A 24,789-nucleotide genomic window follows, 5' to 3' on the forward strand; every position below is an offset into this window, starting at 1 on the left:
AGTCGGGCATCTGACAGTCCATAAAAATGGCGTTGCATAAAATATGGATGAATAATGAACCGCTAAGATGCCAAGAACGCCAAGAATTGAGTTTTTCAATCAAAAGAGAAAATAAAATCATCCCGCAAATAGGCAACGCCATAAAAATTAATGGGACAGACCACTAGTGTGTCAAAATAATAAAAATAGTATTTAAAATTTGCTAAGATTATTGACTATATATTTTAAATTTTCCCTTGCTAATGGTGTCTGCATGTTTACTAGTATCCCACGGTAGTCGAGATCCACGTCCAGAAGTTGCCATGCAGGAGTTGGCAAAGCTTGTAATTGCTCAGGCGCGAAGTCTTGAAGTTGGATTTACAGTTGGTACAGCGTGCTTAGAACTCAATCCAGAACCTTTGCACGAGCAAATCATTAAGTTTGTTAAAAATTCTGTTGGTTGGGAGAAGGTTTATCTCAAAGTTGTGCCACTGTTTTTGCTACCAGGGGTACATGTCATGGATGATATTCCTCATGAAGTAAGGCTGGCAAGAGCGGCTCTTGGCGAAGATATTTTGATAGAATTACAGCCACATTTAGGTAGTCACTCTGGTTTAGAGAACTTTTTAGCCAAGCAATTCGCTGCTACAACAGCGACAGCGAGGATTCTTTTAGCGCATGGTAGCCGTCGTCCGGGATCACAAATACGAGTGGAAGCTATAGCGAAAAATTTAGATGCAGTGACTGCCTATTGGTCTGTACCTCCCAGTTTAGAAGTGCAAGTCAAAGAGTTGATTAAGGTTGGACACAGAAAAATTGCAATATTACCATACTTTTTATTCGCAGGTGGAATAACTGATGCGATCGCTCAGTTAACAGAAAAGTTACAATTACAGTTTCCTGGGGTGGATTTGCAGCTGGCAGAACCTTTAGGAGCAAGTGCAGAGTTAGCTGATTTAGTTTGGGATTTGATAAAGTAATGAACCGCCATAGACACGAAGTGGCTTCCCGTAGGGTAGATGCCAAAGACGCCAAGGAAGAGGGGAAGAATTGTTTGGGAAAGGTTTATTTGGTGGGCGCAGGGCCAGGCGATCCAGGGTTGATGACACTCAAGGGTAAGGGGTTGTTGGAGTGTGCAGATGTTGTAATTTATGATGCTTTAGTGAGTCCAGCAATTATAGAAATGATTAATCCCCAAGCGGAGAAAATTAATGCTGGTAAACGGCGGGGACGTCATTCACTTGTGCAGGAAGAAACGACTCAGTTAATGATTGAGAAAGCACAGGAACATGCGGTTGTCGTCCGGTTGAAGGGGGGTGATCCGTTTGTTTTTGGTCGCGGTGGCGAAGAGATGGAAGAATTATTGCAAGCGGGAGTAGATGTAGAGGTTGTGCCGGGTATTACATCGGGGATAGCGGCTCCAGCCTATGCAGGTATTCCTTTGACACATCGGTTGTATAGTTCTTCAGTAACATTTGTGACTGGGCATGAGGCAGCAGGTAAGTATAGACCGAGCGTGAATTGGAGTGCGATCGCTCACGGTTCCGAAACGATAGTGATATATATGGGGATTCACAATTTGCCTTATATTGTCCAGGAGTTAGTGAAGGCGGGGTTGAGTCTGGAAACTCCTATTGCTTTAGTACGTTGGGGTACAAGACCAGATCAACAAGAGTTGCTTGGTGAGTTAGGGACAATTATAGAGCAGGTTGAGCAAACTGGATTTGAAGCGCCTGCGATTGTGGTGATTGGGGCGGTGGTGCATATGCACAAAATTTTATCTGGTTGTCGTTTGTGATGATCAACCTTATAAGTTCTGACTCTTTGCGAGGCCCAGATCCCCGACTTTTTTAAAAAGTCGGGGATCTAGCAGTCCATCAAAATTAATGCGATCGCTAATTGTTAAATCAATGTTAGGGTGGGTAATTCCCACCTTAAATTCATATGCATGTCAAGTAGCTGTTGAGAATTGACTAGTAACAATCCAATTCAGCAAATCGCCAGCACTCAGCACAGGCACTATTTGCCCATCATCAAAAATTGTATAGTTACTAATGCCAGTAGGTAGGGTTGTATTAGCTTCAATTTGATGAATAGAAACTTCTATTTCACCCCAACAACGATGTATTTGTATTGCAACTTGTTGATTGTTATCTCTAATGATTAACACATTAGCAGTATCGATTTGTGGCAGAGAATCTAAAGATGATATTGCGGGATATAAGTTATAAGATTGTAAGTATTGCTCAAGCTTAATTAAGCGAATTGTTGAACCTTGCCAGTACAAAAATTCACTATCAAGTTGTTCCAACAAACATGTTTCTACAATTATATTTGTTGGCAATGCCACGATCATACCATTACATTCTACTAGCATGACTCGCTGTCTAGAGAGATGTAAGGGTGTTTGTACAAAAGATTCTCTGAGATTTTGGGCTGTTTTTTCTAAAAGACAATTAACTTGATTGGCATCAGCCATATTGTTCTCAATATCTTTTGTGATTGCTTGAATTTTAGCAATAGTTTCAATGACTGTCTGTGACAGATAATTTAATTCTTGGCTGTTGTCTGTGAGATGATAATCGGCAACAACGTAATAGGGGTTGGCATTTTGTGTATGTATCTTCGTCAATGTAGATACATTTGTGGCGAATTTGTCATAGGCAAGATGTAGTTCATAATTTTCTAATTCCAGCTTTTTGACGCGCAGACTAAGATTGTGAATGAGCTTATGTAATCTATCTATGTGCATTTTTAGGTTTTGTTGCTGGATAGTAAGTTCCTGAAATAAAAAATTGATTTTCTCAATTTTATTGGCAGGAGTTCGCGCTGTTATTTCTTGATTTTCTCTCTGGCAACTAGAAAACAATACATCTTGTAACAGTTCTAAACATATTACTTCTGGTTCTGGAAATTCCCGAATAAATTTTCCTTTTTTATCCAAGTTTGCAGGAATTTCAGTCGGCAATTGTGCAAGTTGCTTTGTCAGTATTAATGTTTGCGATCGCTGCCATGTCAATAATGCTAATTTAGCAATTTCTGTGACATCTGTATTGGATACAGCTACTTCTAAATGTTGCATAACTGACTGACAAAGCTGGGTAAAAGCCTTTAAATGAAGTAACTCACCTAAATCACCCAACTGAGTAGCTATCATGATGACTTCTGCTTTTAAAGCAGACTTATCTGTTTTAGCTAGTAAAGATTTTAGGTGTTGTAGGTATTCTTCTACTTCAGTTTGGAAAATTAATAAGATGATGTCTTCTAGTTCTTGAGGAGGTGAGTACTGTGTTGAGTTATTTGTCCAAATTTGCTGATTTAAACGCTTTTTTAACTCCTCAAACACTGGAAAACAAAAACTTGCTAACCATTGCTCATCTACAACATAGCCAACAGAAAGTAATTTAACTATCTGACGTAACCATTCAACGCTAGATAGGAGTAAAGTCTGTAACTCGGTGTCAACTTCTAAAAAGTTTGTCTGTTTTTTGAAATCTTGTAGCGCATCTACTAAACGGTTAGTAAAATCACTCAGTAAAGGAAAGCCTATAATATCTGCACCAGCTTTGATCGAATGAATCACTTTGAGAGCTAAATCAATATTTTGCAAATAGCTTTCATGGTTAGATTTGAGTTCCAAGAATATAGATTCTAGGGTATTCAAATTCCTGTTGGCTTCTTCCAGGAAGTTTATCTGGTTTTCTAGTTCCCTATCTTTTAACATAGTTGGAATTATTTTTGCTACCAAATGAAAGGGAATACATTGTCAATTTAAAATTTTTAGACAATAGTCGATGCCGTAGGTATTGTTAAATCACAATGAATCAACAGGTATAGCGAATCAGAAATTATTCAATTATAAATTAGTCATCAAGAATGAAACTGTCAAATATTGTTCAATTTTCATTATTTATATAATTTATTTTTCTTAATTAAATCTTTATTTACTTTATTTAAGTAAGAAAATAACATTAAATACCAAAAAAATATTCATATTTATACCAATTTTAAAAAGCATATAACACATGAATAATATCAATGTATCTGCTAATACTTGAAGGTTTTGGGGTAAAAAGTAAAAGAAAAAAGGCGTAGAATAAGCAATTTAGTCCCTTGCCATTCCCTTTTACCAAGCAACCTTCCAATATTAAAAGTTTTCATTGATGTCCGCTTTCAGGATGTGGTCAAAATAACCGTTATCCATGACACAGCACTAGGCTTTGTCTTTTTGCAATGAAAGTCCTAGATAATATACAAAGCGCTCTCGTAATTGCTCAACGGTTAAATTATGAGTCCAGTACTCTAGCAAAGTGTGACCAAATGCCCAGGCATTTTGGTTAGGTGAGCCAGAGTTTTCTAACAGTAACGGCCACAGAACAAGTAAATCAAACTTCAGTGTTTTATCAGTACTCAAGAGTAAAAATAAATCATAAGCCATCTGGAGTTTACCAATCACAATTGGCAACTGTTCGGCTGGGATTTTCTCGGCAAGTAGAGTTGCCAAAGTGGGAGATCCGGTTGAGAGGGTTGAAATAAATTTGAGAATTGGACTTTTGAGTAATGCAGTCAGTCCTTGAGTTGTTGCCATTTGGAAAGTGTAGTGGTCGATGATTTTGGCAGCAGCAACACTCCGGGCTTCTAGGTTACGCAAAAAACGAGCTAGACGCAATTGCTTGGCAGGTGCGATCGCATCAATTAACACTAAAGATAAGGCATCTATTCCCCAAGCACTCCGACCTGTGTTGCTATCTGCCGTGACAACAGGCAAAACTCGGTTACAAAAATCGCCCAACTGTTGAGCGCGGTACTGAGTTGCTTCCCGAATCGCCACTTCTTTCGGTCGTTCTCCCCATTGCCAATCATAGGGAGGCTGCCATTCTCGAATCGGGCGCAGGCGATCAACTTGGGTAACAATGGCAATAGCAGGCAAATCTGCCACTTCCTCTTTCATGTCTCGCAGAAAATCCACATCCATTTGCAGAGCCGGATCAAGGGCAGGGGTGACTAGTAGCAGTAAGTCTGCATGATTGGCGTAATCAAGCACAAGTGTGCGTAGATCGTTACGGTTGACTTGTTCGTAACCAGGTGTGTCCCAAAGCCTCAGGGCTTCGCCTTCTGGTGCTTGCCAGTGATAACTCTGAATTTTATCTGTACTAGGTAATACATCAACTTCTGCTAAATCTGCCTGAAATAAAGTATTAATCAAGCTACTTTTCCCAGCCCCGGTTCTCCCTATCAAAAGAATATTGACGGGTTTTTGCTCAACTACCTCCACGGGTTCGGCTTGTGCGAGGATTTCTCGCAGGGTTTGAGTTTTGGTAGGGGCGGGAGATGGTGAGACAACAGGAGATTCGACAACAGGCACCATACCACTGTAGAGAGCGATCGCCTGTTGGCATAAATTCCTCAGTGCTGCTTCCCTCAGCAACTGGCTGAAATTCACCAGTAGTTGCTGATTTGCTTGGTTACTGTAACTTTGACTGGCGCGGTTTGCTATTGCTGCAACTGGGTTCAATAGCCACTGCGCCCAGTTCCAAGCACGTAATAGTTTCTTAGCAGAAGGTTCCAACTTCTGGTACATCTCATAAGCTTGGAATGCTTGCCCAACGGTAACTTGATTTAGAGCCGGAGATAACTTTTGCATCCACTGATCCATCTCATCTACCGTACCTCGGATCAGGGCATAAGCTTGGGGAACGTAGATATTGAGCAGAGGATACTTAACTTCGGGGTGGTAAATATTGGCAATGGCAACAACAACAGCTTGACAACGCTGCCAAAAAGTTTGCCAGTCTTCCCAAATCGGGGGATCGCTTTGTGATGCTAGCAGAATTTCTTGGAGTGCTGCTTCAGCTCGATTAGTTGCATCAGTTTTTTCTGAAGAGATTGTATCACCTGTTACAGACTCTAGTTCTTTTGTCACCTCTGCCATCACAGATTCTACTTGGGCGATCGCAGGGCGAGTCCAATGTACCAGCAGCCAACGCCAGCCCACAAACACCAGGATAAACACACCCCAAATCCAATTCAGCCCCCACTCGTGAATTTGCAACCCCGCCGATACCAGTAAGAAAATGATGATGGTTGCGATGGGAGTTGCCAAAACAAGCCATTGCCAAAGTTTTAGTCGCACCATTGCCCTATACCTGTCCAAAGTGGAGCTTTTGTATTACTATTTATGGTATCTAATTATGATTTAATTTAGTATTTAATTAGGTGCTAAATCTTATGATTAACCTAGATAATATTCACTCTCTTACAGACTTCAAGCGCAACGTCAAACAGTTTCTAGAACGCATCAAAATAAATAAATCTCCTCTTGTCCTTACTGTTAACGGTAAAGCAGAAATCGTTGTTCAAGATGCAAGTGCCTTTCAAGAAATGATGGATAGGCTGCAACAGGCAGAAAAAGAAGTGCAAAAGCTGAAGTTAGAAGCACTACAGCGTGATGTTGCGATCGGAGCCGAACAGTTGAAAAATGGACAGTACACCGAATACGATGATGAGTCTTTACCTAATTTGCTAGACGACATTAAGGCACGAGGAAAACGTCGGCTGGCTCAGGATAGCTCACAATGAATCGTTACAGACTCTCTCAGCAAGCAGAACAAGATTTGGAGGACATCTGGATTTATCTTGCTCAACACGATGAACTTGCAGGCGACAAGCAGATTGCTCAACTTCTTGATCGCCTGCCAATGTTAGCTCAGTTTCCTGACATGGGCAGAAAGCGAGATGATTTACTCCAAGGACTAAGAAGTTTTCCTGTAAAACCTTACATCGTCTTTTATACAAAAATTACCGACGGGATAGAAATTGTTCGAGTCTTACATCAATCAAGAGATATTGAAAATTATTTTTCTTGACTTTTAGGACTTGTAATTGATATCGGAGTTGCCTCAGTCAGTTAACAGTGAACAATTAACTGATAACTGAATAAAAAGCTTAATCAATCACACTATCCATCGGCAAATACTCTTTCAACCCTTCCGCCTCACTAGCTTTCACAACAGGAACAGATAACGATTGTGAATTTAACGGAGCAAATAACTGTTCTAGTTGATTCAAACTTGTCAAACTACCGCACAATAATAGTTGATCCTGCACTTGCAATTCCATTTTGCCATTGGGGAAGCGAATAAATTTACCCTCGCGGCGCATTGATTGCACTTGCACCCCATATTTTTCGCGGATATTCAAATCTGCCAAAGTTTTACCAAGCACTGGACAATCAGCATTGACTATTACCCACTGACATGCACTATTGTCTCCAGGAACAGCTGCCCTACCAAGAGCAAATTCTTCTAAAGCTGCAAATTCTTCATCCGAACCCACTACCAATAAGCGATCGCCTTTTTCCAACTTAGTACTAGCATCGGGATAATCTATTTCTTCCCCACTGGCGCGGCGAATAGCCATTAAACTTACCCCCGTTAAGTAGCGCATATCGGCTTCGTCTAAAGTCATACCGATCAGAGGTGAAGTTTCTGGTAAAGTATACCAACGATTATTTAAGTCTTGAGTAGCCTGGCGCAAATGACGAGAAACTTGGGATGCTGATTGTTCTGGACGCAAGTCTAAATAATGACGGTTGCGGATTTCTTGCATTTCCCGTTGTACTAAAACACTTGAGAATCCTAATACATTTAATATGTAGGTTGCCATTTCTAGACTTGCTTCAAATTCTGGTTGCACAACTTCCCTAGCACCCAGTTGGTAAAGAACTTCAATATTTTTATCGCTGGTAGCACGAACTACTACATCTAAATCAGGAGATAATTCTAAAGCCCGTTTCAGGCAAAGCCTAATACTCATCGGATCAGGAAGTGCGATCGCCATTCCTTTAGCTTGGCTAACCATCGCAGTTTCTAAAACGTAAAAACTCACACAATTTCCATACACATAAGGCACTCCCGCCTCACGTAACTCTTGAATTCTACGTTCAGATTGGTCAATTACCACTACAGGCAAGTCGTGTTGCTGTAACAACTTCACCAAATTTTTACCGACTCGCCCATAACCACAAACCACGATATGGTCTTTAATTGGTAATTCTTCCGCGACTTCTAACGGCTTACCCTCGCTGCTGAAATAGGGCTTCAACCAAGGCATCGATTCTAGCCAGTCAAAAATAATCGGTACTAACCGCAACACAAAAGGAGTCAGTACCAAAGTTACTGCCGTTGTTCCCAAAATCAGTAAATATATCTGCCGAGAAACCAGTCCTAGCGCCTGTCCTTCACTAGCCAAAACAAAGGAAAATTCCCCAATCTGCGCTAGTCCTAACCCCGCAATTAACGCCGTTTTCAGAGGGTAGCGAAACAGTTTGACTAGCGGTGTGATAATCAAAAATTTACCAATAAATGCGATCGCCACTAGCCCCAAAATCAATTCCAGATTCTGCCACAAAAACACTGGATCGATTAACATCCCAATCGAGGCAAAGAATAAACTCGCAAAAATATCTCGGAGTGGTTCCACATAAGTCAGGGTTTGATCAGCATACTCCACTTCCGAGATCATCAAACCCGCAACAAATGCTCCCATTTCAATCGACAGCCCTAAATACTCTGTCAACAGGGCAATACCCAAACACAGCGCCACCACTCCTAATAAAAATAACTCTCGGCTTTCTGTGCGGGCTAACATCCGCAACAAAGGCGGGATAATCCACTTCCCAGCGATCACAGCACCCCCTGCAAACAAGCCAATCCGCACCAGGGCTGTCAGCACCGCCATCACAATCGATTCCCCTGGTTGATGCAAAGCCGGCAAAACTGCCAACATCAGTCCCAGCGCCAAATCCTGCACCACCAGAATTCCCAGCATCACCTGTCCGTGGGGGGTTTCCGTTTCGTTGCGTTCCATCAAGCATTTGAGGACAACTGCTGTGGAAGACAAAGATAGAATTGCTCCCAAAAACACGCCCTTAGCTGGTAAAGTTCCCCAAAACCCTGTCAAACCACACACCACAACTGTGACTGCGATTGTCAGGGTAATTTGCAGTCCACCGCCACCGAGGGCGATCGCTTTGACTTTTTTGAGTTCCGCAAAGGAAAACTCAACTCCCAAGGCAAATAATAGAAAGGCAACGCCGAACTGTGCCAGAGTCTCGACTTGAATTAATTCTTTAATTAGTCCCAGTCCCGTTGGACCGATAACAATCCCCCCAATCAGATACCCTAGTAAAACAGGTTGTCTTAAAAGCGCCGCCAAAAGTCCGCCGCAGGCGGCGACAGCGAGAACTGACACTAAATCAACAATTAATCTAAAATCTTCTTGCACAAGTTTTTCAAAGAACTATTAAGACCTATTAACAATCAGCATACAAAAGTTTCATATGGCTGTGGAGAGTTCCGCAGTAAATGAAATAACAGCTTTGAAATGGATTTTATGTAGTTCCCTGCGATTATTTGTAATATGCATAAACAAGATGAATTGTCAAGGAAACTTGTAGCCCATCCACAGGAAAGCGATAATTGTCACTGTTGGTTTTGGCACACAAGGGGAAGAAATTTATGGGATATGACTTGAAAGCGTTAGCAGAACTTTACAAAAACACTCTCCTTGGCGATGTACTTCCTTTTTGGGAAAAACATTCTTTGGACTGGGAGTACGGCGGTTATTTTACCTGTCTGGATCGTGAGGGTAAAGTTTACGATCCAGACAAATTTATCTGGCTGCAAAACCGCCAAGTATGGACTTTTTCGATGCTTTGTAATCAGCTAGAAAAACGCGAAAATTGGTTAAATATTGCTCGCAACGGTGCTAATTTTCTCGCCCAACATGGTAGAGATGCTGATGGTAACTGGTACTTTGCACTTACTCGGGCAGGTGAACCACTAGTGCAGCCCTATAATATCTTTTCTGATTGCTTTGCGGCAATGGCATTTAGTCAATATGCCCTCGCTAGCGGTGAAGATTGGGCAAAAGATGTGGCAATCCAAGCTTACAATAACGTTTTGCGGCGGAAAGATAATCCCAAAGGTAAATATACCAAAACCTATCCCGGCACACGCCCGATGAAATCTTTAGCTGTGCCAATGATTTTGGCTAACCTAACTTTAGAAATGGAATGGTTGCTATCTAGTGAAATTCTGGAAAATGTTTTAGCTGCAACTGTTCAGGAAGTGATGACTGATTTTTTAGATCAAGAAAAGGGGCTAATGTACGAAAGTGTTGCTCCCGATGGTTCACATATTGATTGTTTTGATGGACGGTTAATTAACCCCGGTCATGGTATTGAAGCGATGTGGTTTATTATGGACATTGCCCGTCGCCAAAATGATACTAAAACTATTAATCAAGCTGTTGATGTGGTGTTAAATATTCTCAATTTTGCTTGGGACGATGAATATGGTGGTTTGTATTATTTTATGGATGCAGACGGTCATCCTCCACAACAACTGGAATGGGATCAAAAGCTGTGGTGGGTGCATTTAGAATCATTGGTTGCGTTGGTAATGGGTTATCGTTTGACGGGGCGGGAAGCATGTTGGCAATGGTATCAAAAAGTACATGATTACGCTTGGTCGCACTTTGCCGATCCTGAATTCGGTGAGTGGTTTGGTTATCTCAATCGGCGTGGGGAAGTGCTGTTGAATCTTAAAGGTGGCAAGTGGAAGGGATGTTTTCATGTGCCACGTGCTATGTATATTTGTTGGCAGCAGTTTGAGGCGTTGAGTTCGCAGTCAGTTTAGCTAGGAGTATCTTTTAAACGCACCAGGTAGCAGAGGTTTACGCAAAGGGACGCAGAGTGTTAGTCAGAGTTACTGGGTTTTGTGTTTTCAAATAATTGGGATGATCCTGTTTAGCCTGTGTTGGGAAGCTAGAGTAAAAACAGATTTATCTGATGGGTGTCTTTATGAATGTTGTTACACCGAAGCGATTCACAATTGACGAATATCATCGGTTGATTGAACTTGGATTTCTGAGGGAGGGCGATCGCATTGAGTTAATTCGGGGAGAACTGATCCAAATGACTGCAAAGGGAAGACCACACACAGTTTGTAATTCTATTTTGTGCCGTCAACTAGATCGAATTTTAGGCGATCGCGCTGTTATTCGTGGACAAGATCCAATTACACTACCAAATCAAAGTGAACCAGAACCAGATGTCGTGATTGCACGCGGACAAGATGAGGATTATCTGGCTCATCATCCTTACCCCGAAGATATTTTTTTGGTTGTCGAAATTTCAGATTCTACATTGATATATGACCAAACAAAGAAGTTAGAACTATACGCCGAAGCCGGAATTTCTAATTATTGGATTGTGGATTTAAATACTCGTCAATTAGAGCGTTACAAAGAGCCTTATCAAAATATTCAAGGTCAGTTTAATTATCTCAGCAAGCAAATTTCTTTAGCGAATGAGTCTGTGCCTATTCCTGGGTTTGAAGATGTGTTATTGGATTTGAGTCGGATTTTTCCAATGGGTGATGTTGCTGAGTAACTATTTAGACAGAATACTTTTTGGGGCCGTCTGTATATAGATTTTTACAAACTGAAATCAATACTCAACATTTGCTTTGCTAGCTATAGATTAGCTCTCACGTTATCCCTTTGTTTCCGGATATACTTTGCATTTTTGGTAGATATCAGTATACTGAAAAAAACAAAGGTATAATTAGTGATGGCAAAAAAATCCCAATCCCCTACAATCTCTCCCAAAGGGAATGCAACCAAATATCTTAGTTACAGAGAAGCATGGACGCGGATCAAATTAGCCCGCCAAGAAGGTTTCTTCTTTGAAGCAATCACGCTTGAGGAGAGTATCATTACAGACCGTCTGATTAACTATCTAGTATTTGTTGGAGAAATTAAGCAACCAACAGAAGTTTATAAATATCCAAATTTTTACGAATTGCTCAAGTTATGGAAGAAATCACACCCTATGCCGATTGCCGCTATGGGACGATCTAATCTTCAAGAAGCAGTGGATCAGTGGCGGATTTTGAGAAATAAAGCCATACATGGCATGGTGAAGTCACACCCAGGTTCACCTACTGAAGCAGTTGATGACTTTTTAGCTGTTGCAGAAAGTGCTGCTAGTGAAGGAGAAATACTGGCAAGGGCAGTCAGTGAATGGTGCAGAAAGATGAAAAGACAGCTAGAAAGCGATCGCTCTAGTTTAAGCTTAGACTGCTAACTGAATTAATTATCTACACGAGCGATCGCCTGTGCAATATCTTTTGGTGACTCAAGATTTTGTTACCCCTACGCCACACCATATCCTGTATATTCTCTTGCATAGACAGGCTGTAATCCCAACACAATATCTTTCTTTGGCACACCCATTGCTACTAATTCATCAGCAAGCAACTTATCAGTCTGGTTGCGTTGAATCCAGATTTTACCGTCTTTAATGTCCAAATGCATGACGCAATTGTAGATGCGGCGATGTTTATCCCATCCCAAATCAACAATTTGATAATGATCGTGTTCCTTATCAAAAATTGTTTGCACCTCAATTTCACCATTTATGGGTGTACACTTGCTGTACTCGGTTAATAGTTCTTGAATACACTGACGATAAAATGCTAGTTTATCCATCTGACTATTACCTCATCCACTGGATCGTATACAATCAGCTTGACTTGATACTGCCGCACTGATGCTTGGGGTAAATCACGTTGGAAAAATGACTCATAAGCGGCAATTGGTACTGCTAAATATAGGCTGCGTTCTCTTTCACTTGCTTCTAAAACTAGACGATAATTCAAAAATTGACCTAGTGCCATATGAAAATCAAACAATGCTGAGTCACTCAAAAAACTTTTGACTTCTACTGCAATCTTTTCTCCTGCTTTTTCTGCTGCTAACAATCGCTCTGTTCCTAAATCAATTCTAACTTCATCCTCCTCACCAAACTCAATTCTTAAAGGGTCATGTGTAATAACCCATTGCTGTTTCTGAAGACCTTTTTTGACTGCTTCATGAAATCGGTCTTTGGCTGACATTTCTCCTCACATACTTATAACCTGATTTTAAATCAGTAGCATATCGTAAGAAATCCTTGACTATTCTTAAGGATATTAACGCTTTATTTATCAAACCTGGTGTGACACTTGCGCTAATATATCCCCTATTGCCTTTGTGCAATTATGTGGGGAGTTGTACAAGAATATGAGCAAGTATCTCAAAACACAGAACACAGACAATCTTGTTAATATTGCTGATCAATTTACTCTTCAGAGAAAGGTTACAACTGTTCAGTCCTTTGGAAGTGGTAATATAAATGACACTTTTCTAGTTACACTAGATTCTCCAGATGAAAAGCATTTTATCTTGCAACGCATCAATACACAGGTATTTCGTCAGCCACAGTTGATTATGCAGAACATGTGTACTTTCACTGAACATGTTCGCAATCGGTTACAACTTCACCCCCTCAATCGTCGTTGGGAAGTGCCACGCGTACTACTGACCAAAGATGGTCAAGATTATTGCAGAGATACTGAAGGTTCGTTCTGGCGGGCAATTAGTTTTATTGCAGACTCGCAATCTTTTGACACAATGCAAAATACGGAACAAGCCAAAGAAATTGGCTATGCCTTGGGAATGTTCCACAATCTGATCAGCGACTTGCCCCCAGAAAGACTCGCCGACACCCTCGAAGGTTTCCATATTACGCCGCTTTACCTTCAGCAATACAACGAAGTTTTAGCGAAAACTAGCCCGTGTCAATCCCCAGAAGTAAATTATTGCTTGCAGTTTGTGAGCGATCGCCAAAATTTTGCCCATGTTCTGGAAAATGCCAAAGCTACAGGCAAACTACCTTTGCGTCTAATGCACGGCGACCCCAAAATCAATAACGTCATGTTTGATACTAGTACTAACCAAGCTGTGAGTGTCATAGACCTCGATACCGTTAAGCCTGGTTTGATACATTACGACATTGGCGACTGTTTGCGATCGGGCTGTAATCCTGCTGGAGAAGAAACAGAAGAGTGGGAAAGCGTTTATTTTGATACAGAACTATGTCAGGGAATTCTCCAGGGTTATCTCTCTGTCGCCAAGGAATTTCTTACAGAAAATGACTATACCTATATCTACGACGCGATCCGTCTCATCGCCTTTGAATTAGGACTGCGGTTTTTTGCGGACTATCTAGCCGGGAATGTCTATTTCAAAGTCAAGTACCCAGAACACAACTTGGCGAGGGCGCTTGTTCAGTTTAAGTTAACTGAAAGCATTGAATCTCAGGAAGCAAGCATTCGCAAAATTATTCGGGATATGAAATGAATAAGCAAAAATTTTCGCTGCAACCTTTCGCTGCTAACAATTCGCTGCCTAATTTACAAATCACAGGCAATATTGGGCGATATGGTAATCAACTCAATCTCTGCTACACACTTTCTGGTGACTTAGAAGAAATTGCGATCGCCCCACTATCAGATACACCTCAGCGCAAGCATGAACTTTGGGAAGACACCTGCTTTGAGTTCTTCTTAGGCATCAAAGACTCGCAACAGTATTGGGAATTCAACCTTTCCCCAGCTGGACACTGGAATATTTATCGTTTTGATGGATACCGTCAAGGTATGCAAGAGGAAACAGCCTTTACAACCCTGCCGTTTAATGTCCAGCATCAATCAGATACTTTAGTGCTTACTTTAAATATGGATTTGAGTGGTATCGTCTCAAAAGAGCAAGTCCTTGAAGTTGCGATTACTACTGTTATTAAATACAGAGATAGTGAAGTAAGTTATTGGGCGTTAACTCATCACGGTAAAGAGGCTGATTTTCACCTACGAGATAGTTTTATGATTGAGTTGTGAGATGTGTTGTTATGGAAACGAAGTCAACTGAAATAAGCAACTAGATAAGTTTCATATACTGTTATCCTAGCTTCCAAAGCCGGGAATATTAGCTGTAGGAACTTAACTTAGTAACTACAGAGTATGAGCATGAACGCAGCTGAGTACATCCTGAAACTACTAGTTCACCAAATAGATTTTGATAGGTTGCCCAGATCCCCGACTTTTTAAAAAAGTCGGGGATCTAACGCCTCGCGAAGAGTCAAAACTTATAAAGTCGCTTAAAGGAAAGTGGAATACCTAAACTTAAATTTTCATTTAAATCTGAGTCTTCACGTACTTAGTTATTAATTTATAAGTAAGTTCATATAATGAAAATAAAAATACCTATTTAAAATATAGACTTACTAAAAAGAACATTTAGTATGAATATTATTTATTAGAATTAATCAATAATATCCAGATTTCTTTTTTATAAAATATATACCTATTTCTTTGGATGTATATGTGACTTATACCAAAGTATATATGTCAAATTATTCCAAGTGATTGATGAATTATTAAACAATAAAAAGCTTAATAAAGTTACATGCCTTAATTCACATTTAAAAATAAATAATTTTTTTGGTGGTAAATAAATATGGTTGTAGGTATACATAGACGTGCTGTAGGGGTGTTTTCTCATCGTCGTGATGCAGAAGCAGCCCTAAATGAATTGAGAGATGCTGGCTTTCCAATGGACAGAGTATCTGTCGTAGTGCGTGATGCCGATCACAATGATCAGATAGCCGGCGCTGAAGTAACAGAGAACATTGGTAATAAAGCTGATGAAGGAGCAACAGCTGGAGCAGTTTCTGGTGGTGTTTTAGGTGGACTGACTGGTTTATTAGTTGGGCTTGGGACTTTGGCAATCCCTGGAATTGGCCCAATTATGCTGGCTGGAGCAGCTGCAACAACCCTAGCTACAACTCTAGCTGGGGCTGGAATTGGTGCAGTAGCTGGTGGTTTGCTTGGGGCTTTGATTGGTTTGGGAATTCCCGAAGAACGAGCCAGAGTTTATAATGAACGAGTAGGGCGAGGGCATTACTTAGTCATCATAGATGGCACGGATGAGGAAATTGCTAGGGCAGAAGCAATTCTCCGACGCCGGGGAATTGAAGAGTTTGAGATATATAACATACCTGTTGGCACAGCGAATTATACCGCTACTCCCGCACGGGATTTGGGTGTAACTCACAAACACGCCATTGGTTACTTCTCGCGTCTGGAAGATGCGGAAGCAGCTATTAACGATTTGCGGGCTGTGGGTTTCCCCTTGAGTCAAATTTCCTTAATGCACAGAGATTTGTCGCGACGCGATCGCTTTAGTGGTGTAACTTTACGCGATCACTTTGATGATGCCATTCACAACCTGAAATTGAGACTACCAGATCATCGTAGTCGTTTCTATCATGATCGCATCAATCACGGAGATTATGTAGTGGTTGTTAGCGGTACAGATGCAGACATCCAACGTGCGGCTGCCATTCTCAATCGTCATGGAATTCGAGATTGGGAAATTTTCGACCCCACAGTAGATTACACGGCTACCCCCAGTCGAGATTTAGGTGTAACTCACAAACACGCTATTGGTTACTTCTCCAATCTGCGTCATGCAGAAGCAGCCATTAACGATTTGCGGGCTGCTGGCTTTCCCTTGAGTCAAATTTCCTTAGTTCATAGGGATTTGGGACGAGACAGTTTCCCAGGGGTAAGTGTGAGCGATCGCTTTGATATCAACAGATGGAGACTTCCAGATCATCGCGCTCGTTTCTACAACGAACGTTTCCACAACGGCGATTATATAGTAGTTGTGAGTGGTACTGACGCAGACATCGAACGTGCTGCTGCCATTCTCAATCGTCACGGAATTCAACATTGGGAGATTTTTGATCCCACAGCAACAGATTATGTTGCTACTCCCGTGCATCCGGAATTAGGAGTGGAGGAACCCAAAGTCATTATTATTGACCGTCGGGACGAAACATTTAAGTAAAAGGAACTAAGGAAATAGGAAATTGGGCAGAACAATTAGCAATTCAGAATTGAGAATAAAGTTTTTCCTGTTATTTCCTATTTTCTACCTTGGAAAAGTTACTCTTTTCACTCAATTATTCTGTTTTAATTTCTCGTATTACTATTAAAACTTAAACAAATGAACAAGCTAACTTTCTTCTTAATCAGTGGTCTTTTAATATTTACTGCTGCTTGTAATGATGGTGCTAGAACAAGCCAGACCGCACCTGTTAACACTGATGTAGTACAAACACAAACACCAGCGCCTGAAGAAACTCAAGAAGCTCAAGAAGATGCCCAAAGCGAACTTCGCAGAAGACAACTAAATCAGGATATTCGCGCTCGTGAACAGCGAAACAATATCTTTAATGAAGGTAGCGCTCAAAACAGAAATCCAGACAACATTGCTAGTGAAGTCCGCTCTAAGTTGGAGGCAAATATTCCCAGAGGTAGTTTAACAGTTGAGGCTGCTGAGGGTGGTGTTGTAACAGTTTCAGGAACAGTGACAAATCAACAAGAGCTAGCTAAAATTGAACGTTTAGCTAAGGAAATCAAAGGTGTAACAACTGTGAATGTTAAAGCTACAGTTGCTAAACCAAAAACCTAAAGTAGTTAAGAACTACGGCAAGTAAAAAACAATATTTTCTAAATAATTCCTAATTAGTTGAGTGTTGGTGGTCAAGTAGAAAATCATTTTTCTATTTGACCATTTTCACATAGTACAAGTTTGATAGCTCATATCTGTGAAGGTCGGTAATTAGTAATGGGAAAAACCAATTACCTATGATCGATCCCAACGGATAATACAAGTGTTCAAGCAGACATAATATTACTTCTTCCTTCTGATAGAGAAATTTATGGGTAATCTGTTTACCCCTTGAGGGATGAAAGTTTTAATAAATTATTTATATATTTAGAAATATATAAATAATTTACACATTACTCTTGAAATAATCATGTCTCAACTACCTGGAAAAGCAATCTCATATTGGATTGCTTCAAGTATTTCTATGTCTAATTTTCCATCTCTCACACATGACATATCAGTTGATGTGGCAATTGTGGGAGGAGGTATTGTCGGCATAACAGCTGGTATGCTCCTCAAGCGTGCCGGAAAAACTGTGGCAATTCTTGATTCACAACAGATTGCAACAGGTGTTAGTGGACATACAACAGCAAAAATTACTTCACTTCAACAATTAATTTACGCTCAATTGATTAAGGAAATTGGTGAGAAAAAAACGCAAATTTATGCAGATTCTAATCAAGCTGCTATTGAAAGAGTAGCAAGATTTGTAGAAGAAGAAAATATCAATTGTGATTTTAGTCGTAGAAGTGCTTATACCTTTGCAGAAACAGCAGAGAATTTGGATGATATCAAAAAAGAAGTAGAAGCAGCAGTTAATTTAGGATTGCCAGCCTCCTTTGTGACAGAAACTTCTTTACCATTTGCTATTGCTGGAGCTATTAAGTTTGATAACCAAGCTCAATTTCATGCTCGTAAATATTTGTTGCATCTTGCGAAATTAATTGATGGTAATGGCAGTTATATATTTGAAAATACTCGTGTAGAAAACGTCGAAGAAGGTACTCCCTGTCAGGTAGTAACAGCGACAGGAACTGTCAAGGCACAAAATGTAATTGTTTCTACTAATTTACCAATTCTGAATCAAGGACTATTTTTTGCTAAGACTTATCCCAAGCGTTCCTATATCATTGCTGCTCGCATAGACCCAGCAAGAGCGCCGGAAGGAATGTATATTGGTACTGGCAGCGACTATCATTCAATTCGGACAACTCCTGCTCCCGATGGCGGATTGCTGTTATTAGTAGGTGGCGGCGGACATAAAGTTGGCACTGTTACCGAAACCGAAGAACGTTACCAAAAACTAGAAGCTTACGCTCGTTCCCGTTTTAGAGTAGACCAATTTGAGTATCGCTGGTCTACACAGGATATGGTGTCTTTTGATCAGCTACCTTATATTGGTAAACTTACCCCCTTTAGTAAGAATGTCTACGTAGCAACAGGATTTAGCCTCTGGGGTATGAGCAAAGGTACACTAGCAGGAATGTTGCTTTCAGATTTAATTTTAGGAAGAGAAAATAATTGGTTAAAACTCTACGATTCTACGCGTACAACTCCATTTTTAACCACCGAATCACTCAAGAATAACCTAGAGGTAGGATTTCATTGGGTAGGCGATCGCCTCAAGGGACTTGATGATTCTTCTTTGTCAGCAGTAGCAAAAGATGAAGCGAAGCTACTTACAATTGATGGTAAAAAAATAGCTGCCTACCGCGATCAACAGGGACAACTTCACACCATTTCAGCAACATGCACCCATCTAGGTTGTATTGTCAATTGGAACAGCGCCGAAAAAAGTTGGGACTGTCCCTGTCACGGTGGACGTTATGACTGTGATGGCAAAGTGTTGCATGGGCCACCAGTCAAAGATTTAGAAAGTTACCAAGGCTAATAAGTATGAGGTGGGGAGGTGGGGAGATGGGGAACTCACCGGTCCCCTCTGGGGATTAGGGGCTGTGGGGAGATGGGGAGATGGGGCAATGGGGAGGTGGGGTGTGGGGAGTAGTGAACAACCAACTACCAACAATTAACCATTGACCACTAACTACTAACTACTAACCCTTGACCCTTGACATTATGGCATCCACTCTAAAACCACTCCTACACTACTATCTTGATATTGTCGTGAAGTCTGTTGCTTAAAACCAGTAGATAGGCGTAGATTACGAGTTATCGCATAACCAATTGCAGCCGTTGTTAAACCCACTTCTTCTTCACTACCGGGAGACATCCAACTTTGAGTTACAGAAATATCTGCCGCACCACCACGAGATAATACCAATAGCAACTTGATACCTACATTTACCCCATTTGTAGAATAATCATTAGTTCGTAAATTTTGATATCCTACCAAGGGTGCAAAATTAACATAGCTACCCAAAGGACGTAGATAATAATATAAATTGCCACCATAAGACTCATGCTTACCGTTGAATGCTGACTCATACTCAGCACTCACCGTCAAACCACTCCGACCGATAAATACATCTTCTACACCAAAAATTATTCCCCCTCCCTGTTCCCAAGAAGTAAACCGAGAATAGCCGAGCCGTACCTTAGTACGAAAACTGGGATCATTCTGAATTTCCTCTAATACATTCGGTACTTCCCGTCGCCAGCGCTGCAAAACAGGACTCTTTTTAATCACCTCTGGACTTAAATCCAAATCCTGGGCAGACTTACTAGGAGTTTCACACCAACCAGGGTTAGCTACCAAAAGCAAACTCATACCCAATCCAAAACAAAAAATAGACAACTGGTCTCTCAACTGGTCTCTCATTCCTTGGCGTCCTACTCTTACCTTGAAGCCGCTGACGCGTCTATGGCGTCATGGCGGTTAATAAAAAAAGTGGCCCTGCCTTCAGCAGAACCACTTAATTTTTAGCAAAACCTAGAGAACTTAGCGCACAGTACCCTCAGCAAGAGTTGCGTCAATAGGTTTCATTAAATACAAGCGCAGAGTTTGCCAACCATTGGAAATGTAATAAGGCAGCTTTTGGAAGAACTGTAAAAACTTGGGAGTATTAGAATTAGCGATCGCTGTCAATTTCTCATTGTTCTTCACACAAATTTCCAAGCGATCGTAAAACTCCGGATTATTAACATCCAGCATTACTGGGAAAACCCGTCCAGCAGTTTCATTTGTCTTCTCAATCACATACTTGTCATATTCCCGTGCATCCAACCCAATAGCAGCATAGAAGTCTTGACGCTGAATATCGTTGAGATACATCGTCGCAAACACTGATAACAAGAAGAACCGACACCACAACCGCGCCTTCCAGTCATTTAATATTTGCGGCTGCGCTTTCATCACAGCATCAAAGAAATCCCCATGACGGTTTTCATCCTGACACCAGTTTTCAAACCAGCGGAAAATTGGATAAATTCGGTCTTCTGGATGTGCTTCCAGATGACGATAAATAGTGATATAGCGCCAGTAACCAATCTTTTCTGAAAGATAAGTAGCGTAGAAGATAAATTTCGGCTGGAAATAGGTGTAATTTTTGCTCTTAGTCAAAAATCCTAAATCCAGAGACAGATTAAAATCTGCCAATGCTTTATTCAAGAAACCAGCATGACGTGCTTCATCCCGCGACATCAGGGCGAAACACTCTGCCAAGACAGGGCTTTTGTCCTTGAGGCGGCGGCTGAGTTCTTTGTACAGCAAAAAGCCAGAAAATTCTGCTGTACAAGAACGCTCTAAAAATTCAACAAATAAGCGGCGAGTATCCCCGTCAATATGATCCCAGGATTGTTCAAACTCCGCATCCCGAACAAAGTGATGGCGGTTGTAGTCAGCGCGGAACTCTTCTAGGATGGCTCTTAATTCATCTTCGTTGACGGAGATATCCATCTGCGCCATCGCATCAAAGTCTGTGGTGTAAAACCGGGGTGTTAACAGGGTTTCTTTTGCCGGGACTTTAATTCCTGGACGCAATTCTTCAAAACCTGGTTTTTTTAGGGAATCTACCATGTTGTGATTGCTCTTGTGTTTTTTTATTGTTCAATGCCCTAGAAAGCCAAGGTTTTTGCTTTCAGGCGGTGCAACAGACAGAATAATGCATTTTGTGTATTAAAAATCAGTCTACCAAGGCATGGCGTGACAGGAGAGGGATAAAACATTAAGAGTTGCAACAAATTGGGGGACTGGGGATTGGGGATTGGGGATTGGTGAAAATATTCTCAAAAAAATAGCAGTTCACGACGCTGCTCATGGTTTTTGTGCCCAACGTTCTATTGTCACTAACGCCACTCCTCATGTTGGTGCTGATGTGATTATTAACTTTGACCTCAAAGACTTTTTTCCTTCGATTTCTTACAAGCGCGTCAAAGGACTTTTTCAATCTTTTGGTTATTCAGAAGCAGCTGCGACAATTTTTGGTTTGCTGTGTACCGCCGCCGAGGTTGAGGAATTAGAACTAGATGGCAAGACATATTATGTTGCACTGGGGGAAAGGCATCTTCCCCAAGGTTCGCCAGCAAGCCCGGTAATTACTAACCTGTTGTGTCGTCGCTTAGACCGCAGATTAACTGCGATGGCAGAAAAATTCGGCTTTACTTACACTCGTTACGCCGATGACCTCACCTTTTCTGCGGTTGGTGATAGTCAGCGTTATATCTGTAATATTATCAAACGTACAGAATCAATTGTGACTCATGAGGGTTTTACGCTCAATCAAGAAAAAACCCGCATTCTTCGGAAATCCCGCCAGCAGGAAGTTACAGGAGTAGTAGTTAACAATAAGCTCAATATTTCTAAGAAAACATTAAAACAATTTCGCGCTACTTTATACCAAATAGAAAAAGATGGTTTAGAAGGCAAACATTGGGGTAATTCTCCGAATTTAATTGCTGCTATTACTGGCTTTGCTAATTTTGTCGCAATGGTGAATCCGGAAAAAGGAGCAGAGTTGCAGCAGCAGGTAAAACGTATTAAATCGCTACACAAAATCAAGGGTCAAGCATCCAAAAATCTCTAGGTGAAGATTTAAACTCCACCTTAGGTTAGGAGGGAAGATATAGATGTTCATATCTGTCTGGAAAATGGGTGTGAGGGTGTAGGGGTGTAGGAGAAGTTAAGGGTTAGAACCACGTATAGAAATCCTATTTGAGTTGTAAACAATCACATCGCCCAGATCCCCGACTTTTTTAGAAAAGTCGGGGATCTTGTTTTTCACAAATGATTTCTGCATAACTGCTATGGGCCTACAGAAGCTTCTATTGATTCTATCTACTGGAGGTGTCAACGCAACACTAATTATGTGACTGCTCCCATAGGTTGTGCGATCGCTAACACCAAAATTTACATCCTAGACTCTGATTTGCTACCCGTACCTGTTGGAGAACCCGGCGAACTTTATATCGGTGGTATGGGTTTGGCGCGGGGTTATCTCAACCGTCCGGAACTAACAGCACAGAAGTTTATTCTCAACCCCCTAAATTCATTTGAACGTCTTTATAAAACAGGGGACTTAGCGCGTTACTTAAGTGACGGTAACATCGAATTCCTTGGTCGTATTGATCACCAAGTCAAAATTCGCGGCTTCCGCATTGAGTTACCAGAAATCGAGACGAAGCTTTTGCAACACCCTGGTGTACAAACAAGCGTAGTGATGGCCCGTGAGGATATTCCGGGTGATCAGCGCTTAGTAGCTTACATTGTCCCTAATGGAGAACCAGCAGTCACGGTTAGCGAACTCCGCAACTTCCTCAAACAAACACTACCAGATTACATGCTGCCATCGGCGTTTGTGATCCTAGATTCCCTACCCCTAACACCAAATGGCAAAGTAGACCGTCGCGCCTTACCAGCACCAGATCAGAATCGCTCCCAGATGGTAAAAAACTTGGCGACACCACGAGATCATGTAGAATCGCAGCTAGCAGAGATTTGGGAAGAAGTTTTAGGCATTCAGCCTGTAGGTATCACAGACAATTTCTTCGATTTGGGCGGTCATTCCTTGGTTGCTTTGCGCTTGTTAGGAAAAATTGAACAGAAATTTGGCAAAAGTCTGCCTCTATCGGTATTCTTGCAAACATCAACAATAGAACAACTGGCCAAAATTCTCCAGCAGGAAGAATCACAAGCACTTTGGCAACCGCTTATCCCAATTCAAACTCATGGTGATAAGCCACCGCTATTCTGCGTACACGGTGCTGATGGTAACGTTCTTGTCTTCCACAACTTAGCCCGTTATTTAGATGTAGACCAGCCAGTTTATGCCTTACAACCCCACGGATTAGATGGTAAAAAACCTTTCCAAACTAAAATAGAGGATATGGCATCTGAATACATCAAAGGTATTCGCACTGTTCAACCAAAGGGGCCTTATTTGCTAGCTGGCTTTTCTGCTGGAGGTGTGATCACCTTTGAAATGGCACAGCAACTGGTAGCCCAAGGGGAGAAGGTGGCGTTTTTGGGGTTATTTGACACCTGTAGCCCTAAATATTTTCATAAATTGTCATTTAGTCAATGGATTTCTCGTCATTGGAATAATTTTTTACAAATCGAACCAAAAGAGAAATTTAACTACTTATTTATGGGGGTGCAGCAGCGCCTGCAAAAGATTGGGGAGATAGGCAATAGGTTCAGTGTAGGTAGTGTTGCAGAAAAATCACCACTTGTACCTCTAGAACAAAATATAAATTCAAGAGAAGCTGCTGTTTTTGAAACTCAACGACTAGCTGTCAGAGACTATCACCCACAACCATACTCAGGCAAGATCACCCTTTTCCGAAGCCAAGAACAGATTTGGTGGCTTGGAAGCGATCGCAATTTAGGTTGGGGGGGAATAGCTGAAGTGGAGATTCATTCCATCCCTGGTGATCATAACAACATTGTCAGAGCTAATGTAAAGTTTTTGGGGGAAAAATTGAGAGATTGCTTGAATTCATGCTGTAAATAATGTAAAAAGCCCACTCATTACTGAAAGGGCTTTTGTAAACTTTGTTTACTAAAATTTTAATCTTTGTCTTAAAACAAACTCATCAACGTAATAACGCTAGCACTAGTCAGCACTACTAATGCTCCCATGACCAGAGACTGATTTAGTTGATTTGGAGTTTTTGAGTCGTTCATTTTAAATGATGCCTTATTTTTAAGGATTCTATTTACGATATCAAAGTCAGCATATTTATCTACCAAAGTATGGTAAAACTTAAAATAGTGTTACCTATCTTAGTAAATATAACGGTGATTACTAACTATTTAGTGGTTAGTAGTTGATTGTTGATTGTTGATTGTTGATTGTTGGTTGTTGGTGAGACCAGCCCCCCAAAAAGGCGGTCTCCGTCACGTAGACGCGTAGACGCGAAGCGGCTTCCGCAGGTAGCGGCTTAAGGTAAGGGTAGGGGGACTGGCGAACCCGTAGACACGAAGTGGCTTAAGGTAAGGGTAGGGTTGTT

General features: G+C 41.2%; 22 protein-coding genes. 15 read left to right on the top strand and 7 right to left on the bottom strand.

Annotated elements, in window-relative coordinates; translation table 11 throughout:
* Nucleotides 1–242 precede the first annotated feature (242 nt).
* Both UYI_RS0101125 and cobA read left to right on the top strand, forming a co-directional pair.
* Nucleotides 243–959 carry a sirohydrochlorin chelatase gene (locus tag UYI_RS0101125; RefSeq protein WP_026085676.1) on the top strand — a complete coding sequence of 239 codons (717 nt, stop codon included), beginning with the start codon at nt 243–245 and terminating at the stop codon, nt 957–959.
* Complete coding sequence (gene cobA, locus UYI_RS0101130; RefSeq protein WP_016864856.1) at nt 959–1,777, top strand: uroporphyrinogen-III C-methyltransferase; 819 nt, start codon at nt 959–961, stop codon at nt 1,775–1,777. The genes UYI_RS0101125 and cobA overlap by 1 nt, the downstream gene beginning before the upstream one ends.
* Before the next feature lie 153 nt (nt 1,778–1,930).
* Here the strand turns inward: cobA and UYI_RS0101135 are convergent, their stop codons facing one another.
* Nucleotides 1,931–3,703 carry a chemotaxis protein CheW gene (locus UYI_RS0101135; RefSeq protein ID WP_016864857.1) on the bottom strand — a complete coding sequence of 591 codons (1,773 nt, stop codon included), beginning with the start codon at nt 3,701–3,703 and terminating at the stop codon, nt 1,931–1,933.
* Between the two features lie 489 nt (nt 3,704–4,192).
* Complete coding sequence (locus tag UYI_RS0101140) at nt 4,193–6,115, bottom strand: GTPase family protein (RefSeq protein ID WP_016864858.1); 1,923 nt, start codon at nt 6,113–6,115, stop codon at nt 4,193–4,195.
* Nucleotides 6,116–6,207: 92 nt separating this feature from the next.
* Between UYI_RS0101140 and UYI_RS0101145 the strand changes: the two genes are divergently transcribed.
* The gene (locus UYI_RS0101145; protein WP_016864859.1) at nt 6,208–6,558 is read left to right on the top strand and encodes a type II toxin-antitoxin system Phd/YefM family antitoxin; all 351 of its coding nucleotides are present in this window, start codon (nt 6,208–6,210) and stop codon (nt 6,556–6,558) included.
* A complete protein-coding gene (locus UYI_RS0101150; RefSeq protein ID WP_016864860.1) occupies nt 6,555–6,845 on the top strand; it encodes a type II toxin-antitoxin system RelE/ParE family toxin in 291 nt (96 codons plus the stop codon). The genes UYI_RS0101145 and UYI_RS0101150 overlap by 4 nt, the downstream gene beginning before the upstream one ends.
* A 79-nt stretch (nt 6,846–6,924) precedes the next feature.
* Here the strand turns inward: UYI_RS0101150 and UYI_RS0101155 are convergent, their stop codons facing one another.
* A complete protein-coding gene (locus tag UYI_RS0101155) occupies nt 6,925–9,264 on the bottom strand; it encodes a cation:proton antiporter (protein ID WP_016864861.1) in 2,340 nt (779 codons plus the stop codon).
* A gap of 233 nt (nt 9,265–9,497) precedes the next feature.
* On the opposite strand from UYI_RS0101155, the gene UYI_RS0101160 reads away from it, so the two are divergent.
* The 3 genes from UYI_RS0101160 (at nt 9,498) to UYI_RS0101170 (ending at nt 12,130) form a co-directional block, all read left to right on the top strand.
* On the top strand, nt 9,498–10,679 hold the full coding sequence (locus UYI_RS0101160; protein ID WP_016864862.1) for a n-acyl-d-glucosamine 2-epimerase: 1,182 nt from the start codon (nt 9,498–9,500) through the stop codon (nt 10,677–10,679).
* A gap of 164 nt (nt 10,680–10,843) precedes the next feature.
* Complete coding sequence (locus tag UYI_RS0101165) at nt 10,844–11,434, top strand: Uma2 family endonuclease (RefSeq protein WP_026085678.1); 591 nt, start codon at nt 10,844–10,846, stop codon at nt 11,432–11,434.
* Between the two features lie 180 nt (nt 11,435–11,614).
* Nucleotides 11,615–12,130 (top strand): hypothetical protein, encoded by a 516-nt coding sequence (locus UYI_RS0101170; RefSeq protein ID WP_016864864.1) that lies wholly within the window; start codon nt 11,615–11,617, stop codon nt 12,128–12,130.
* Between the two features lie 68 nt (nt 12,131–12,198).
* Here UYI_RS0101170 and UYI_RS0101175 read toward each other — a convergent pair whose 3' ends face one another.
* Both UYI_RS0101175 and UYI_RS0101180 read right to left on the bottom strand, forming a co-directional pair.
* Nucleotides 12,199–12,534, bottom strand: a complete 336-nt coding sequence (locus UYI_RS0101175; RefSeq protein WP_016864865.1) for a XisI protein — start codon at nt 12,532–12,534, stop codon at nt 12,199–12,201.
* Complete coding sequence (locus UYI_RS0101180; protein ID WP_016864866.1) at nt 12,522–12,941, bottom strand: XisH family protein; 420 nt, start codon at nt 12,939–12,941, stop codon at nt 12,522–12,524. Before UYI_RS0101180 ends, UYI_RS0101175 begins: the two co-directional genes overlap by 13 nt.
* A 166-nt stretch (nt 12,942–13,107) precedes the next feature.
* Between UYI_RS0101180 and UYI_RS0101185 the strand changes: the two genes are divergently transcribed.
* From UYI_RS0101185 to UYI_RS39500, 6 genes are all read left to right on the top strand, one after another.
* Complete coding sequence (locus tag UYI_RS0101185; RefSeq protein WP_016864867.1) at nt 13,108–14,226, top strand: phosphotransferase enzyme family protein; 1,119 nt, start codon at nt 13,108–13,110, stop codon at nt 14,224–14,226.
* Complete coding sequence (locus UYI_RS0101190; RefSeq protein WP_016864868.1) at nt 14,223–14,762, top strand: DOMON-like domain-containing protein; 540 nt, start codon at nt 14,223–14,225, stop codon at nt 14,760–14,762. The genes UYI_RS0101185 and UYI_RS0101190 overlap by 4 nt, the downstream gene beginning before the upstream one ends.
* A 619-nt stretch (nt 14,763–15,381) precedes the next feature.
* Complete coding sequence (locus UYI_RS38230) at nt 15,382–16,776, top strand: general stress protein (RefSeq protein ID WP_016864869.1); 1,395 nt, start codon at nt 15,382–15,384, stop codon at nt 16,774–16,776.
* 159 nt (nt 16,777–16,935) lie between these two features.
* The gene (locus UYI_RS0101200; protein WP_016864870.1) at nt 16,936–17,403 is read left to right on the top strand and encodes a BON domain-containing protein; all 468 of its coding nucleotides are present in this window, start codon (nt 16,936–16,938) and stop codon (nt 17,401–17,403) included.
* A gap of 349 nt (nt 17,404–17,752) precedes the next feature.
* Nucleotides 17,753–19,273, top strand: a complete 1,521-nt coding sequence (locus UYI_RS0101205; protein ID WP_016864871.1) for an FAD-dependent oxidoreductase — start codon at nt 17,753–17,755, stop codon at nt 19,271–19,273.
* Between the two features lie 10 nt (nt 19,274–19,283).
* The gene (locus tag UYI_RS39500; protein WP_268742077.1) at nt 19,284–19,412 is read left to right on the top strand and encodes a hypothetical protein; all 129 of its coding nucleotides are present in this window, start codon (nt 19,284–19,286) and stop codon (nt 19,410–19,412) included.
* A gap of 44 nt (nt 19,413–19,456) precedes the next feature.
* On the opposite strand, the gene UYI_RS0101210 is transcribed toward UYI_RS39500, so the two are convergent.
* Entirely contained in the window at nt 19,457–20,110 is a 654-nt protein-coding gene (locus tag UYI_RS0101210) for a hypothetical protein (protein ID WP_051035533.1), read from the bottom strand.
* A 171-nt stretch (nt 20,111–20,281) separates the two neighbouring features.
* Nucleotides 20,282–21,358 (bottom strand): magnesium-protoporphyrin IX monomethyl ester (oxidative) cyclase, encoded by a 1,077-nt coding sequence (acsF, locus tag UYI_RS0101215; protein WP_016864873.1) that lies wholly within the window; start codon nt 21,356–21,358, stop codon nt 20,282–20,284.
* A 187-nt stretch (nt 21,359–21,545) separates the two neighbouring features.
* Between acsF and UYI_RS0101220 the strand changes: the two genes are divergently transcribed.
* Both UYI_RS0101220 and UYI_RS31700 read left to right on the top strand, forming a co-directional pair.
* A complete protein-coding gene (locus tag UYI_RS0101220; protein ID WP_016864874.1) occupies nt 21,546–22,364 on the top strand; it encodes a reverse transcriptase family protein in 819 nt (272 codons plus the stop codon).
* A gap of 207 nt (nt 22,365–22,571) precedes the next feature.
* Nucleotides 22,572–24,290: a thioesterase domain-containing protein gene (locus UYI_RS31700; protein ID WP_085948342.1), complete on the top strand. Its 1,719-nt coding sequence runs from the start codon at nt 22,572–22,574 to the stop codon at nt 24,288–24,290.
* Nucleotides 24,291–24,789 lie beyond the last annotated feature (499 nt).

The sequence above is a fragment of the Fischerella muscicola PCC 7414 genome (assembly GCF_000317205.1).
In the GTDB taxonomy this organism is placed as follows: domain Bacteria; phylum Cyanobacteriota; class Cyanobacteriia; order Cyanobacteriales; family Nostocaceae; genus Fischerella; species Fischerella muscicola.

Coding starts and splice junctions, on each gene's coding strand:
- UYI_RS0101125 (WP_026085676.1), top strand. CDS start 243: ATGGTGTCTGCATGTTTACTAGTATCCCACGGTAGTCGAGATCCACGT.
- cobA (WP_016864856.1), top strand. CDS start 959: ATGAACCGCCATAGACACGAAGTGGCTTCCCGTAGGGTAGATGCCAAA.
- UYI_RS0101135 (WP_016864857.1), bottom strand. CDS start 3,703: ATGTTAAAAGATAGGGAACTAGAAAACCAGATAAACTTCCTGGAAGAA.
- UYI_RS0101140 (WP_016864858.1), bottom strand. CDS start 6,115: ATGGTGCGACTAAAACTTTGGCAATGGCTTGTTTTGGCAACTCCCATC.
- UYI_RS0101145 (WP_016864859.1), top strand. CDS start 6,208: ATGATTAACCTAGATAATATTCACTCTCTTACAGACTTCAAGCGCAAC.
- UYI_RS0101150 (WP_016864860.1), top strand. CDS start 6,555: ATGAATCGTTACAGACTCTCTCAGCAAGCAGAACAAGATTTGGAGGAC.
- UYI_RS0101160 (WP_016864862.1), top strand. CDS start 9,498: ATGGGATATGACTTGAAAGCGTTAGCAGAACTTTACAAAAACACTCTC.
- UYI_RS0101165 (WP_026085678.1), top strand. CDS start 10,844: ATGAATGTTGTTACACCGAAGCGATTCACAATTGACGAATATCATCGG.
- UYI_RS0101170 (WP_016864864.1), top strand. CDS start 11,615: ATGGCAAAAAAATCCCAATCCCCTACAATCTCTCCCAAAGGGAATGCA.
- UYI_RS0101175 (WP_016864865.1), bottom strand. CDS start 12,534: ATGGATAAACTAGCATTTTATCGTCAGTGTATTCAAGAACTATTAACC.
- UYI_RS0101180 (WP_016864866.1), bottom strand. CDS start 12,941: ATGTCAGCCAAAGACCGATTTCATGAAGCAGTCAAAAAAGGTCTTCAG.
- UYI_RS0101185 (WP_016864867.1), top strand. CDS start 13,108: ATGAGCAAGTATCTCAAAACACAGAACACAGACAATCTTGTTAATATT.
- UYI_RS0101190 (WP_016864868.1), top strand. CDS start 14,223: ATGAATAAGCAAAAATTTTCGCTGCAACCTTTCGCTGCTAACAATTCG.
- UYI_RS38230 (WP_016864869.1), top strand. CDS start 15,382: ATGGTTGTAGGTATACATAGACGTGCTGTAGGGGTGTTTTCTCATCGT.
- UYI_RS0101200 (WP_016864870.1), top strand. CDS start 16,936: ATGAACAAGCTAACTTTCTTCTTAATCAGTGGTCTTTTAATATTTACT.
- UYI_RS0101205 (WP_016864871.1), top strand. CDS start 17,753: ATGTCTCAACTACCTGGAAAAGCAATCTCATATTGGATTGCTTCAAGT.
- UYI_RS0101210 (WP_051035533.1), bottom strand. CDS start 20,110: ATGAGTTTGCTTTTGGTAGCTAACCCTGGTTGGTGTGAAACTCCTAGT.
- acsF (WP_016864873.1), bottom strand. CDS start 21,358: ATGGTAGATTCCCTAAAAAAACCAGGTTTTGAAGAATTGCGTCCAGGA.